We start from the raw sequence: 14,217 nt of genomic DNA on the forward strand, positions 1-14,217 counted from the left end.
ATAATCCCCTTTAACTCCTCAATTCCGAAATGGTCATATAGTTTTTTATTGAGTTCGATATTATGGCTGCTTAACATATACCGACCGCCCGTCGTTTTCAAGCGACTATTAAAATAAGCTTTATGAATAAACGGTCGATTAAAAAAGTCATTTGATAACTGTTCCACTAATTTTTGTGCCTGTTCGTCCGTCATATGCCTACCCCCTTAAATTAATAAAAAGCGCATATTCAGCTATGCGCTTTTTATTATAATTGAAAATTATACTCTTTACACGCTATGTTGATTTTCAGGAGTTAACATTGTTAAAGAGATTCTGCCTTTGTTTGCTTCTACTTTTTCTACCCAAACTGTCACAATATCTCCCAGCGAGACAACATCTAACGGATGCTTAACACGTCCCTTTTGCAATTTTGAAATATGGACAAGTCCATCCTGCTTAACCCCGATATCGACAAACGCACCAAAATCAACAACATTCCGAACTGTGCCCTGTAGTTCCATCCCCACTTGTAAGTCATCCATTTGAAGTACATCTGTTTTCAATAATGGTTGAGGGAAAGCATCACGAGGGTCACGGGTAGGTTTCATTAATGTATCAACAATATCTTTCAATGTAACTTCCCCTACATTTAACGTATCACCTAATGATGTTAAATTTAACTTGCCGATCGATTCTTCAGCTTTCGCTGTGCCGACATCCTTTTTCGTCAATCCCGCTGCTTCCAATACGGCTTCGGCTAATTTATAGCTTTCAGGGTGGATACCTGTAGCATCTAAGGGGTTTTTAGCGTCTGCAATACGTAAGAAACCGACCGCCTGCTCATATGTTTTAGCACCTAATCGCGGAATTTTTTTCAGTTGTGCACGTGATGTGAACTGCCCGTTCTCACTACGCATCGACACAATGTTTTCCGCCACCGTTTTTGAGAGGCCTGATACATATTGTAAAAGGGAGGCTGAAGCTGTATTTACATCAACTCCAACTTGGTTTACCGCTGTTTCTACAATAAACGTCAGTGATTCTGCTAACTGTTTTTGCGACACATCATGCTGATATTGCCCTACACCAACTGCTTTCGGATCAATTTTTACAAGCTCTGATAATGGGTCTTGTATACGACGGGCAATCGATACAGCACTTCTTTGCTCCACCTGTAAATCCGGAAACTCCGCTCGTGCCACTTCAGATGCCGAATATACGGAAGCTCCTGCCTCATTGACAATAACATATGCAATGTTTCCTTCCATTTCTTTCAGCAGTTCGGCAATAAACTGCTCTGTTTCGCGCGAGGCAGTACCATTACCAATCGCAATAATATCAATCGGATATCTTTTTAATATTGCCTTCACTGTTGCTTTCGCTTTTGAAGGATCCGATGTAGTGTGGGGATAGATAACGCCAATTTCTATCATCTTGCCTGTCTCGTCCACCACCGCTAACTTACAGCCTGTTCTGTAGGCAGGATCTACACCGAGTACCATTTTACCGCGCATTGGTGGCTGTAATAATAAATTACGAAGGTTTTCCGAGAAAATATGAATTGCTTGTGTCTCTGCTTTTGATGATAGTTCTGCGCGCAGCTCATTTTCAATAGATGGTTTGATTAATCGTTTATAGCTGTCTGCAATTGCTAATTTCACTTCATTTACAGAAGGGCCTACAAAATTTCTGGGAATAAAATGATTTTCCATTTGTGTTGTCGCTTTGTCGATTGGAACTTCAATTGCTGCACGTATCACTTCTTCTTTTTCACCGCGATTCACCGCCAGTATGCGGTGAGGTGCAATTCGGTGAACAGGCTCTTCATATGCGTAGTACATTTCAAATACTTGTTTTTCATCTTTATCTGCATTTTTTACAGTTGTGACAAGTTTGCCTTCTCGCCAAGATAGGGTACGTAGCTTTTCACGAATCGCCGCATCGTCGGCAAATCGTTCTGCTAAAATATCCCTTGCTCCTGCCAATGCGTCTTCAATTCCAGTAATACCTTGTTCTTCGTTTATATAAGGTGCCGCCATTTCTTCCAACGTACGCTTTTTAAACTTTAACAGTTCTTCAGCTAACGGTTCCAAGCCCCGTTCTTTTGCAATCGTTGCTTTTGTACGGCGCTTTTGTTTAAATGGTCGGTACAAATCTTCTATGCGCTGTAAAACAGTTGATGCCTGGATCGCTGTTTGTAGTTCTTCCGTTAATTTTCCTTGCTCATCAATTAAACGCAGTACTTCCTCTTTCCGTGTTTCGAGCTGCTGTATGTAATGGTAGCGGTCTTCTACTGCCTTAATTTGAACTTCATCAAGTGAACCTGTCATTTCTTTTCGGTAGCGGGCAATAAAAGGTACTGTATTACCTTCTTCCAGCAGCCCAATAACTGCTTGTGCTTGCTTTGGCTCCACTTTCGCATCTTTCGCGATTATTTGTAACATTTTTTGTTGATCCATCATGCCACTCCTTTAAATTTCGAACTTTCTTTTAGTGTACCATTCCATTCGTATTGTTTCCCAAAAAAGCATTGAATTTATGCATGAAAAAGAGCCTACTAAACTATGTTAGTAGACTCTTAAACTTTATAATGAGACGCCGCCACTTGCTGTGATGGCATCCTGTAGTTTTTTAATTGCCTTACGTTGAATTCTCGAAACGTGCATTTGGGATATACCGAGTCTCTCCCCGGCTTCCTTTTGACTAAGTTGTTCCAAATAGGTTAATTGGATAATTTGTCGCTCACGTTCATTTAATACATTCATCGCATCTGCTACAATCATGCGGCGGTTAGTCACTTCATAGCCTGTATCTTCCCGACCGACTACATCAAATAGCGTTACCGTACTGCCATCGGAATCCGATTCGATCGAATGATCCATCGATAATGCCTGATAGCTTCTCCCCATCTCCATCGCTTCCAGTACGTCCTCATCCTGTACTTCGAGGTACGTCGCAATCTCGGTAATGGATGGAGAACGTTGCAGCGATGTCGTTAATGCTTCAACAGCTGCCTTGATTCTAGGTCCTAGTTCTTTAATACGTCTCGGAACATGCACGTCCCAGGTTTTATCACGTAAAAAGCGTTTTATTTCTCCGACGATTGTCGGAACAGCAAACGCCTCAAAGCTTCTGCCAAAAGAAGGGTCAAATCGTCGGATCGCACCTAATAAGCCAAGCATCCCTACTTGTACAATATCATCATAATAAGATTTACCATGTGAATATTTGCGTGCAATCGACTCGACTAATTGTTGATAATGAAGCACAAGATTTGTTTGTGAATCTTCACAGCCGCTCGCCTGATATTCTGCAATCCAATTTAGCACTTCTTCTTTTGATGTATTTTTAGGTAGTGATTCTTTCGACATTCCCTTTCACCTGCTCTCTCGAGACATACTTTGTCATGAAAACAGTGACGCCACCTTCGTTATTCAATTTCACTTCATCCATTAAAGTTTCCATTAAATAAATCCCTAATCCACCTTCACGTAATAATGCTACGTTTTCATCTTCATGATATGGACCAACTTTTGATTTGATCTCTTCAAAGTTAAAGCTTACACCGTAGTCTGCCACCATTATTTCAATTTTGTCCTCGAATAACGCACAGCCGATTACAACTTCGCCTTCCTCATTTGATTTATAAGCATGGTGCACAACATTCGTCACCGCTTCACTTGTAGCAATTTTCAAGTCTTCTATTTCATCATAAGTAAACCCAACTCGCATCGCTAATCCTGAAATTGTTAGCCGTATTACACTTACATATTGCGATTTGGCGGGCACTCGAATTTCAATATAGTCAAACGCTCTCATCATTTCAACTCCAATTCCTCATCAATCTCAATACTCATCAATTCACTTAATCCTGTAATTTCAAACAATCTTACTAAACGGTTGGATAAGTTGACTAATTTTAATGATGCATTTTCTCTTGTAACTTTTTTATAAAATGCAACAAATATTCCTAACCCTGTACTGTCCATATAATTTACTTTTGATAAATCCAATTCTATTTTTCGGCCTTCCACAACTTGAACAGTTTCTAACTCTTCACGTAAAATCGGGGCTGTGTACGTATCAATCTCACCCTCGATATAGCCTTTTAATACGTCTCCATCTTCTCTAAATTGAACATTAACATTCATTAAAGACACCTCCATTATAAACCTTCTTACTATTCCCGAATCCGCGGGAGTTCAAACATTATTATTTATTTTTTAAATATAACAACCGTAAAATCATCTTCAAGTTCGAAATCAGGCAAGTTTTTCAAGTAGGTGTACAATTCCTCACACATTTCCTGTGCCGAAAGATGGTTACAGCTTAACACCAACTTCTTAATTACATCCCTGGGATCCAGTCCCCCTTGCTTACGAAAATCTGTTACACCATCTGTAATCATAACGATAAAATCATTTTCTTCCAAATGAATATCGTATTGTGGATACGTCACTTCCGGCATGACACCTAACAGTAAACCTTTTGACTCAAGATCAAAGAAAGTTTTTTTGCGAGCATTATAATAGATAGCAGGCTCATGTCCAGCAGACCCATATGTAAATTTGCTTTCTTTAATATTATATGTCCCATAAAACATTGAGACAAACATACTATCATCGACACTTTTTTCAATAATGCGATTTAATACTTCTAAAATATAAGAAGGATCTTTCGTTGCATACTCGAGTGTATCGAGCCCATACTTGACCATTGACATACAAAGGGCTGCAGGTACACCTTTTCCGACAACATCTGTCACCGCTACACTGACTACTGAATCATTATTGTTCAAGAAGTGAACATAATCTCCATTCATTTTTCGAATCGGCACAGAAAGCATACCGATATCTATTTGATCAAGCATTGGTACTGTTGTTCTGAGAATCATATTCTGAATTTTTGTAGCAACATTCATCTCCATACGCAGCTCTTCCTGCTGTTCAAGTAAACTTTGGTGCTCCTTTAAAGTTAAACCGAAGTGTACCATAATCTCAATTAAAAAATCATAGCTATGCGAAATATCTTCTGGAATATCTGGGTAAATTTGTTCAATCGCATATTTATGGATATTGATTACCTCTTCTGGAGCTACTTTTTTTTGGATTAACTGTCGAATAAAGTTTTGACCTATATATAAATTTCGCTCAGTTTGGTTGGCCAAAAAATCGGATAAGATTTTTTGATATTGTGTTTGCAGCTCTTTCAAATTTTATCACATCCTATCTTACCCATTTTTCGATAACTATTGTCGTACCAACTCCTACATTGGATTGGATGTCCATTGTATCCATCAGCCTTTTGACTCCCGGCAATCCCGCACCAAGCCCACCGGAAGTAGAATAGCCGTCTTCCATCACTTTTTTTAAATCGCTTATTCCTGGTCCTTTATCTGCCGCTATTATACGAAGGCCAACTTTCTCTTCATTACTAATACGCTCTATTGTTATTTCCCCGGTCCGTGCATACAAATAGATATTTCGAGCCAGTTCACTTATCGCTGTAGTAATTCGAGCTTGATCTACCGCGCCAAAGCCAATTGCTTTCGCTTCGTTACGCCCAAGTTGGCGTGCAGCTACAATATCCCATTCTGTTACAATCTCTACGGTAGATTTCGTATTCATCATAGTGCCCCCAATTTCCTACTTTTTCTTTCTATGGAGTTAACGTATAGTATCAGTTTTTTGAATTATTAATCTTTTGTATTATACCATATGTTTTCCTCGTAGTTTAGTTGGATAAAACCTTTCAACCATATTTTTCACATATTTTAATTTTAAGTAAAATATTACAATTGTACATGATTACAGTTTACTATTTACCTAAAAAATAGAGGGGCTTTTAATCTGTGGTAATAAAAAACATCGAAACAATATGTTTCGATGCTTTTTTATGTATTAAAATTTTACGAGTCCTAAACTAATATTAAGAGCGATATCTACTTCTTGCATTAGTTTTGCATCTAGCTGAGTAATACGATCTGTTAATCGTGATTTATCAATTGTACGCAATTGTTCAAGCAAAATTACCGAATCACGTTCAAAACCATACTTTTTCGCGTCGATTTCAACATGTGTGGGTAACTTTGCTTTTTGAATTTGCGCAGTTATTGCAGCTATTATGACGGTTGGACTAAAGCGATTTCCAATATCATTTTGAATAATAAGAACGGGTCTAGTCCCGCCCTGTTCTGAACCTACCACTGGTGATAGGTCAGCAAAAAAAACGTCTCCACGTTTTACAATCAAATTGTCATCCCCCGCTAACGAGACGCTCCACCATATGTTCCGCTTCATACTCTGCATGCAAGCACTCACTGCAAATTGTCAGATTAATTTGCGACATTTCCACATAGCCCTTTATTAAAGCTTCCCGTATTTGATTTGGTTGCATATGCTTTGTATAATTTTGAGTCGCCAAATACGCCATCATATAACCATTCTCAGTATTACGCCCAAACGTTCTTTCGAATTGCGTTACTAGCTCATTTGGTATGTCAATTACTACTTCTTCTACTTCTACTAATTCCTTCGCGTACAAAACAAGCACCTCCACCGAACATCCCATTTCCCATTCATTCTATCATTGATTGACTACAATGAAAAGACAGGAAAATTAAAAAACTGACAATTCTCGCATTAAAGGAATAAAATGAACATACTTGTTTTGTATATTTGAAGTTATTTACAGTAATATTGCATCGATTTTATTTATATACCCTAGGAACTCTAGCTGTAATTACACATGGCACTTCGTAATTAATTGTTTGGAGTTTATGAGCCCAATCATCAATTGTGATTTCCTCTTGCTGTTGGCAGCCTATTAGTACAACTTCTTCTCCAACAGTATATGCTTCCGGAAGTAAAATCATACTTTGATCCATACAGATTCTGCCGACAATTTTCGCTCTTTTTCCTCCAACGAGCACTTCTTGGCCCGATAGCTTACGAATCATACCATCCGCATAGCCAATTGGTATTGTTCCGATGTAGCATTCCTCTTCTGCTGTATATGTTGCTCCATAGCCTACCGATTGACCAGCCTGCATTTTTTTTATATGTACAAGTTCTGTCTGTAAAGATAACGCAGGTTTAATCGGAAATGGTAATTTTGTGCCTACATAACCTGAAGGCAGTAATCCGTACATGGAAATACCGAACCGTACCGCATCATAGTGCAAAGAAGGATCTTTTACTAAAGCGGTTGCTGTATTGGCTACATGAACAAGACGGGGCTTTTGTGGCAAAGCACCTAAAAAGTCCTTGAATAGGGTAGCCTGATTGTCAAAGTACATGGTGTCTTCTTCATCCGCAGTAGCAAAATGCGTGAAAATTCCATCCACTAAAAAATCCTCAGAAGAATGAATCATTGTATACAATTCCAATAGTTCTTCTTTAGTGGATACACCGATACGTCCCATACCCGAATCCACTTTAATGTGAAGTTTCAACGGATTCAACAGTGGCGTATATTGTTGTGCTCCCTGCAGCCATTCTGTTGAAAAGACGGTAAGGGTAATATTTTCTGATGATGCATATGGAATAAAAGCATGCGGTGAAGCACCTAACACTAAAATATCAATATCCTTAAAATTTTCTCTAATATGTACTGCTTCATCCGGTGTTGCAACAGCAAGCATTGTTGCTCCGGCATCAATCGCTGTTTTTGCAATTTCCACATCTCCGTGACCATATGCATTCGCCTTTACTACAGCAATTATCTGGATTTCCGGTCCTATATAGTTTCGCAGTGAAGACAGGTTATGTGTGATTGCTTGCAGATCAATAACTGCTTTTGTTGGTCTGTAATAAATTGGAGTATCCATTTCTACTCTTACCCTCTTTTTATAAGTTTAAACTTACCAGTATTTATGTAATTTTCAGTAAACTAAAAGTGAATCCGTATACGAAGAAATCATCTTGCGCTTGTATGCGCAAGATGTCTCTTCTTAAATATAACCATAAAATGCAATTTAAAAACAAGTTTAGATAGAAATAATTTTAAATTATTTTATCCCGCACCAGTGGAGGGTGGGAATCCCCCATCAATTGAAGTTTTACTTCATACTACTTTCCTGTACACTTGCAGCTACTTCCAGCAATTCATCTTTTGTCAATTTTGTGGATGCGATGAAGAAGGTCATACCATCTTTGTCCCACTGGATTGAGTGATCAGTAATTGCACCGATCGTATAACCTAAATCCGCCGGGTCCCCAGGAGAGAATACAGGTAAGACCGAATCATCCGGTTGGATTGGCTGCTGCATTAGTGTAAACGGCTTTTCCCCTTCGAATGTTAAAATAACTCGTGTATTTCCCTCTTCCTGAACTTCATATTCATCTGTCAGCTTAGTATGAGCCCAGTCGATCGTTGGATAATACACACTAAACTCTGTGTCTACCACTTCTGCCGATGCGGCTTTCTTTTCTTCTTTTTCAGAGAATTTTTCTACCGCATACTCTTCCGCAGTATGCTGCACACCTAATTTAATATCTCCAAATGTAATCACAACTTGCTCTTGTAATGATTCATCCATCACACTTACTTTTGTCGGAAGCATCGTTTTCTTATCAACTACAATTTGCTGAACCGGCAGTGCTGTTTGGTCTACATTCCGTGTCGCAACTTCAAAAGTATAGCTTGCATCATCTTCAGTCATTACCGCTTTTGAATCTGACACTAAATCATCAGCCAATGCACCGATTATATACGCCTGACTATTTTGCTTTGGCCATTCACTTTGAAATTTATGCGTTTTACGTAATGATGGCGTGACAACAAAGACACCTTCTTCATTTCGGACGATTAACTGTTGTTCTGACTCACCTTTTGGATTAACTGCCACTCGGTAAAAATCCGGTTTTGTATGCCAAACTTTCACATCATAAATACGTGGCTCCGCGCCTGTCCGAACTTCCATCGAAGCACTTAATTCATAACCTTTTGCGTCATTCCACTTCTTGTTGACATCCTCAATCACTTCATCCTTTGTAGCTTTTCCACACGCCGCCAAAAAGAGACAACAAACGACAACTACTAGCAGTCGGAGTTTCAAAGATTCACCCTTTCGATTATCTATTTCGATAAATTACTATATGAGCCAAGGTGTCCATGTATGTATTATTGCATTAAGATTACTTGGGCAGCTGCTGTTGTACGCGTATGAGTAATGGAAATAAACCCGTTCACCTGTTCACCATCAAAGTATAGTAAAGGTTTTCCTTGCTCTGTTTTTAAAATTTCTATTTGATGAAGTTCACAGTCTTTACCGATTCCTGTGCCATTTGCTTTTGAATAGGCTTCCTTTGCTGCAAAGCGACCTGCCAGAAATTCCACTTTGCGCATATCCGATAATGTATCATAAATGGCAAGCTCCCTTTCCGTTAAAATCCGTTGAGCAAATTTCGCCGAACGATCTGTCATTTTTTTGATTCGGTCCAATTCTACTAAATCCAATCCAATCCCTTTAATCATTTAATAGCTCTCCCTTTCCTTTAATCATTACTCCAATGTATAATGAATAAAATACGTTTTATTTTGTATCGACTTAATTGAGGTGGAACATGTTTATTCGTAGAGAAAATTTTAAACAGTACATTGCGCTATATCCGGTCGTATCGTCAATTATAGCAATTAATCTGATTGTTTTCGTCCTAACGTTAATCCCGGGTTTCGGCCAAGAGCTGCTTTATGCCGGAATGAGCGTCAACGGACTCATAGCAGCCGGTGATTGGTGGCGTATTATTACGTCCATGTTTCTACATGCAGGCTTTATGCACGTTCTTTTTAATATGTTCTCCCTATTTCTATTCGGTCCGGAGCTTGAAAAGATCGCCGGCAAAATACGCTTTTTAACAATTTACTTTTTAGCCGGAATTTTCGGTGTCGCTGCTACATACGCAACTCAGGATGCTTATTATGCCAGTGTAGGCGCAAGTGGAGCATTGTATGGAATTTTCGGCGCGTTCGGAGCCCTTGTTTATTACACAAGACATTTATTCCCGCAGTTAAGACAAATTATATTGCCCTTAATTGTGATTAGCATTATTATGACATTTTTAACGCCAAATATTAATATCGCTGCACATTTAGGCGGCTTAGTTACCGGCTTTATTTTAGGGGTTGTATACTTTAACCCTAAAAATATGGGACGCTGGCGTAAACAGTCCATTAAAAGGGTAAAATAAAACAGGATCCGCGAAAAGGAGTAACTTTTTTGCGGACCCTGTTTTTTAATGTTCATACCAGGACAGTACTTTTTCCACTTCCTGCTGCTCCATATGACGCGCCGTTGCTGAAGCTCCGTGCATACCTGACATCACGACAATTTTTACAGATCCTATATCGCGTCGCTTTTGGAAATAGGTTTGACTTCCCTGCATAATTTGAACACGCTTCTTTAAGGCATAAAACGTTACACGACTCACTAAGCGCGAGACGATCGTAATTTGCTGATCTTTCACTATAAATCCAGTCGTCTTAAATTGCCATCTTCCAAGAAGAATAATTGGAACAATCAGCAATAATGACAACAATCCATATGGATAGAAAAAGTATGATATAGCGCCGATTAACGGGACTAGCCATAAAAAATCAATCCGGTAGAAAAAAGGCTGTGCTTTTATAGGCGGCTGAACAAGCTGGTTAACTTGAAAATCATATTCCGGAAACAGTTCTGCCAATGGTGAAAATACTTCTTTTTTTGCAATCAGCGGAAATAAGATGATTTTCTTATCATTTTCCCCGCTAAATCCTCCACCAGCACTTTCTACCGCAACAGATGCCAAACCAAGTATTTGCTGGAAAGGATTTTCCGCCAGTTTAATGGCCTGTACCCGATTCAACGGGATTGTCACACGTTTTTTTTCGATTAAACCTCGCGTAATAATCAGCCTGTCATGCTGCTTGCTGACCGTAAAGTTATAATAGTTTAAAAAGGTCAGGCCGACAGAGATTCCCCATGCCAGCATTAACGCTAGAGCGATTAGAATCATGACGACAATATATCCGTATTCCACTAAAAACGCCAATTCATCATAAATCATATCAAATGGAATAAACTCCGCAAATTGGGAAAGGACAGCAAAAACTCCGGCAAGTACTACACCAACACCGCTGGATGTCGTCGCTAATAATAACAGTTCCGGTACTTTCATTTTGTGTAGCACTACTGATTCGGACTCCGGCTCTTCATCTTCAACCCTTTGTATCAGGGCACCTTCATTCGGCAGTTTTTGTTTCGCCTTTTTCATTTGTATTTCCACTTCGTCGGCTGCAGCTTTTGTTACTGCTGTCAACTCGGCTTCCGGTTTACCATCTTTACTTCCCGCCGTTTCCACTTGTACTTGTACAAGCTTGAATATCCGGTGGAAAATACCCTCTTTATAATTCAGATTTTGAACTCGATCAAATGGAATATAGCGCTTTTTCTTTATAAACAGTCCATATTCCACACGCAGTTCACTATCTTCAAACCAATATACAAATGTCCACCACTTAATCAAACCGCTCACTACCGTAATCGCTAAGACGAGTACTAATATAAAGAGTGGAATCATTTCACTGAAAAATGTTTCGCTTCGATAGTCTAAATTAAAATTAAAGCCGTTCGCCGCAATAATGATAATGATCGGAATGAGGAGGTCTTTCAATGCTTTCATAACATTGATAATAGTCGTTACAGGATGAAGTTTGAATTTCTCTTTAGACATCATCTTCCGCCACCCTTGCAAGTTCAGAGATTTTTGTCCTCAATTCATCGGCATCCTCAACTTTCAGCATAGGAATCGTATGTACAGTTGCTGCCGAAGAAATCGATATATTCGCTAACATGTATTTTTTTAAGATCGGTCCCTGCTCGGTGTCAACATGCTGAACACGTACCATCGGAATTAGCGTCCGTTTTACGACAAACAGACCGCTTTGAATTTCAATTTCCTGTTCCCGAACTTCATAACGCCAAATTCTCCAACGAATGTTCGGAAATACAATAACCGAAAACGCAATCGATAATATTACTAGTGCAATGGCAACCCACATAATCCACTGTGGCCAATCAAATCGGACTGTTAAAAATACAATACCACCTGTTAAAAGTGCGATAATAGAGGTTTGAATGATGCCATATAATCGCCACACTGTTTGCGCTTTTTTAGGTAACTGAAACTTTGGTTGTTCTCTCATTAACTCCACACCTCTTTCTCTATAGTATGCTATACGTATTAACCGCTTAAATGTTTCATTATGTTTTAATCTATACTATTAAAAACAGTCCCCTCTCACCATAGTATAGTTAAATGACAAATTTGTTAAATAATTTACAAAAATTTTATTTCCCGGAAAATATATTCATATAAAATTTCACAAAAAAACACACCAACGATTTTCTCGTTGGTGTGTTTGAATAGTATTAGTCTTCGCGACGTGGACGTGGACGACGATCACGAGATCCTGATCCTTCGCGACGAGCACCGCCTTCACGACGACCTCCTTCACGACTTCCGCTACCAGAACGGCTTCCGCCACCTTCACGACGGCGATCTCCACCGCGACGGTCACCACCGCCACGGTTGCCACCACCACGGTTACGGTCATTACCGCCACGGCCGCGGCCTCCGCCACCTTGTGAACGGTCACGACGCATTGGTAATGGACGCTCTTCCGATAATGATACTGGTGTAGCATCCGGTTCTTTAGTAATTGATTTAAGCGCTGCTGCAACTAAGTCAAGTGCTTCGTTATTTTCCAATAACTTAGCTGCTAAATCACGGTAATTGCCTAAATCATTATTTTGTACTAATTCAACTAATGATTGCATTGCATCTTCTTGTAAGCCTACCAATGCTTCTTCAGATGAAGGTGGACGTAAAGGAGTCATACGTTTTTTCGTAGTTTCTTCTACGATGCGTAAGTAACCCATTTCACGAGGTGTTACGAATGTTACTGCAACACCAGATTTACCAGCACGGCCTGTACGACCGATACGGTGAACGTATGATTCCGGATCTTGTGGAATGTCAAAGTTGTAAACATGTGTTACACCTGAAATATCCAATCCACGAGCTGCAACGTCTGTTGCGATTAGGATATCGATTTTACCTTCTTTAAACTGACGCAAAACAGAAATACGTTTCGCCTGAGATAAGTCACCATGGATACCTTCCGCTAAGAAGCCACGTAAACCTAAAGCTTGGCTTAACTCATCAACACGGCGTTTCGTACGACCGAAAATGATTGCTAATTCTGGTTTTTGTGAATCCAATAGACGAGATAAAGCATCGAATTTCTCGCGCTCTGTTGCTTTTACGAAGAATTGTTCAATGTTTTCCATTGTTAATTCTTTCGCTTTAATTTTTACGATTTCAGGATTTTTCATGAATGTCTCTGCAATTTTGCGGATTGCTGGAGGCATTGTCGCTGAGAATAGTAATGTTTGGCGATCCGATGGTACGTTTTCTAAAATTGCATTAATATCATCGATGAAGCCCATGTTTAACATTTCGTCAGCTTCGTCTAAAACTAAAGTTTGAACTTCGTCTAAACGTAAAGTACGACGGTTAATATGGTCTTGAATACGACCTGGTGTACCTACAATAATTTGAGGTTTATTTTTTAATGCACGGATTTGACGGCCGATTTCTTGACCACCATACACCGATAATAATTTTACACGCTTGTCATAGCCTAATTTATAAAGTTCTTCCGAAACTTGGATTGCTAATTCGCGAGTAGGAGCAATTACCAAAGCTTGGATATTCGGATTTTTTGGATCGATTTTCTCAATTAAAGGAATACCAAATGCAGCTGTTTTACCAGTACCTGTTTGTGCTTGACCTAAAACGTCACGGCCAGCCATTGCAAATGTTACTGTTCCTTCTTGGATTGGTGTTGCTTCTTCAAATCCCATACGCTTAATAGAACGTAATGTCGATTCACTAATGTTTAATTCTGAAAAATTTGTCAAACTCTTCATTCTCCTTTTTCCTGTATAAGTTGACAAATGGTTACATTTTCAGATGAAATGGCGGCAAATTTTCGAGCCATTGTATGTGGAACGTTTCCGTTACTTAAAAATTCTCTCTGCTTCGTATGCAGAGTCTCTTATATGAAAAGGAAAGCCCGGTCATTGCCGAGCGGTTCAATTCTACCGTTTCTAATTGGTTGTTGCTTTTGTAAAAAATAGAATAAAACCGTTTATCAAAAAAAAGCACTCTTCACCCATAAGTCTGAAGA

At 39.2% G+C, this 14,217-nt stretch carries 16 protein-coding genes (1 of these 16 only partly in view); 1 reads left to right on the forward strand and 15 read right to left on the reverse strand.

What is annotated here, in order from left to right:
• The 12 genes from MKZ25_RS17710 to acpS all read right to left on the reverse strand — a co-directional run.
• Positions 1–194: the beginning of a SprT family protein gene (locus MKZ25_RS17710; protein ID WP_340802627.1), read on the reverse strand. 274 nt of this gene lie to the left of the window's left edge; 194 of the gene's 468 nt are visible here — the first part of the coding sequence; its start codon is at positions 192–194; its stop codon lies off the left edge, out of view.
• 75 nt (positions 195–269) lie between these two features.
• Positions 270–2,441, reverse strand: coding sequence for a Tex family protein (locus tag MKZ25_RS17715; protein ID WP_340802628.1), 2,172 nt, complete (start codon positions 2,439–2,441; stop codon positions 270–272).
• A gap of 126 nt (positions 2,442–2,567) precedes the next feature.
• Positions 2,568–3,353: an RNA polymerase sigma factor SigB gene (sigB, locus tag MKZ25_RS17720; protein ID WP_079523292.1), complete on the reverse strand. Its 786-nt coding sequence runs from the start codon at positions 3,351–3,353 to the stop codon at positions 2,568–2,570.
• On the reverse strand, positions 3,331–3,801 hold the full coding sequence (rsbW, locus tag MKZ25_RS17725) for an anti-sigma B factor RsbW (RefSeq protein WP_340802629.1): 471 nt from the start codon (positions 3,799–3,801) through the stop codon (positions 3,331–3,333). The genes sigB and rsbW overlap by 23 nt, the downstream gene beginning before the upstream one ends.
• Positions 3,801–4,133 (reverse strand): STAS domain-containing protein, encoded by a 333-nt coding sequence (locus MKZ25_RS17730; RefSeq protein WP_340802630.1) that lies wholly within the window; start codon positions 4,131–4,133, stop codon positions 3,801–3,803. Before MKZ25_RS17730 ends, rsbW begins: the two co-directional genes overlap by 1 nt.
• A gap of 65 nt (positions 4,134–4,198) precedes the next feature.
• Positions 4,199–5,194 (reverse strand): PP2C family protein-serine/threonine phosphatase, encoded by a 996-nt coding sequence (locus MKZ25_RS17735; protein ID WP_340802631.1) that lies wholly within the window; start codon positions 5,192–5,194, stop codon positions 4,199–4,201.
• 13 nt (positions 5,195–5,207) lie between these two features.
• On the reverse strand, positions 5,208–5,609 hold the full coding sequence (locus MKZ25_RS17740) for an anti-sigma regulatory factor (protein WP_340802632.1): 402 nt from the start codon (positions 5,607–5,609) through the stop codon (positions 5,208–5,210).
• Between the two features lie 273 nt (positions 5,610–5,882).
• Positions 5,883–6,233 carry a type II toxin-antitoxin system PemK/MazF family toxin gene (locus MKZ25_RS17745; RefSeq protein WP_008405778.1) on the reverse strand — a complete coding sequence of 117 codons (351 nt, stop codon included), beginning with the start codon at positions 6,231–6,233 and terminating at the stop codon, positions 5,883–5,885.
• 4 nt (positions 6,234–6,237) lie between these two features.
• The gene (locus tag MKZ25_RS17750) at positions 6,238–6,525 is read right to left on the reverse strand and encodes a hypothetical protein (protein ID WP_008405780.1); all 288 of its coding nucleotides are present in this window, start codon (positions 6,523–6,525) and stop codon (positions 6,238–6,240) included.
• A gap of 166 nt (positions 6,526–6,691) precedes the next feature.
• A complete protein-coding gene (alr, locus tag MKZ25_RS17755; RefSeq protein WP_340802633.1) occupies positions 6,692–7,810 on the reverse strand; it encodes an alanine racemase in 1,119 nt (372 codons plus the stop codon).
• Positions 7,811–8,041: 231 nt separating this feature from the next.
• On the reverse strand, positions 8,042–9,040 hold the full coding sequence (locus tag MKZ25_RS17760) for a LolA family protein (protein WP_340802634.1): 999 nt from the start codon (positions 9,038–9,040) through the stop codon (positions 8,042–8,044).
• 65 nt (positions 9,041–9,105) lie between these two features.
• Positions 9,106–9,459, reverse strand: a complete 354-nt coding sequence (gene acpS / locus MKZ25_RS17765; RefSeq protein ID WP_340802635.1) for a holo-ACP synthase — start codon at positions 9,457–9,459, stop codon at positions 9,106–9,108.
• Between the two features lie 89 nt (positions 9,460–9,548).
• On the opposite strand from acpS, the gene MKZ25_RS17770 reads away from it, so the two are divergent.
• Positions 9,549–10,172, forward strand: a complete 624-nt coding sequence (locus MKZ25_RS17770) for a rhomboid family intramembrane serine protease (RefSeq protein ID WP_340802636.1) — start codon at positions 9,549–9,551, stop codon at positions 10,170–10,172.
• 45 nt (positions 10,173–10,217) lie between these two features.
• On the opposite strand, the gene MKZ25_RS17775 is transcribed toward MKZ25_RS17770, so the two are convergent.
• From MKZ25_RS17775 to MKZ25_RS17785, 3 genes are all read right to left on the reverse strand, one after another.
• The gene (locus MKZ25_RS17775) at positions 10,218–11,696 is read right to left on the reverse strand and encodes a PH domain-containing protein (RefSeq protein WP_340802637.1); all 1,479 of its coding nucleotides are present in this window, start codon (positions 11,694–11,696) and stop codon (positions 10,218–10,220) included.
• Positions 11,689–12,168 (reverse strand): PH domain-containing protein, encoded by a 480-nt coding sequence (locus MKZ25_RS17780; RefSeq protein ID WP_340802638.1) that lies wholly within the window; start codon positions 12,166–12,168, stop codon positions 11,689–11,691. The genes MKZ25_RS17775 and MKZ25_RS17780 overlap by 8 nt, the downstream gene beginning before the upstream one ends.
• Positions 12,169–12,394: 226 nt before the next feature.
• Positions 12,395–13,948: a DEAD/DEAH box helicase gene (locus MKZ25_RS17785; protein ID WP_340802639.1), complete on the reverse strand. Its 1,554-nt coding sequence runs from the start codon at positions 13,946–13,948 to the stop codon at positions 12,395–12,397.
• Between the last annotated feature and the right edge of the window lie 269 nt (positions 13,949–14,217).

Origin of the sequence: Solibacillus sp. FSL W7-1464 (genome assembly GCF_038004425.1) — a bacterium.
Lineage (GTDB): Bacteria > Bacillota > Bacilli > Bacillales_A > Planococcaceae > Solibacillus.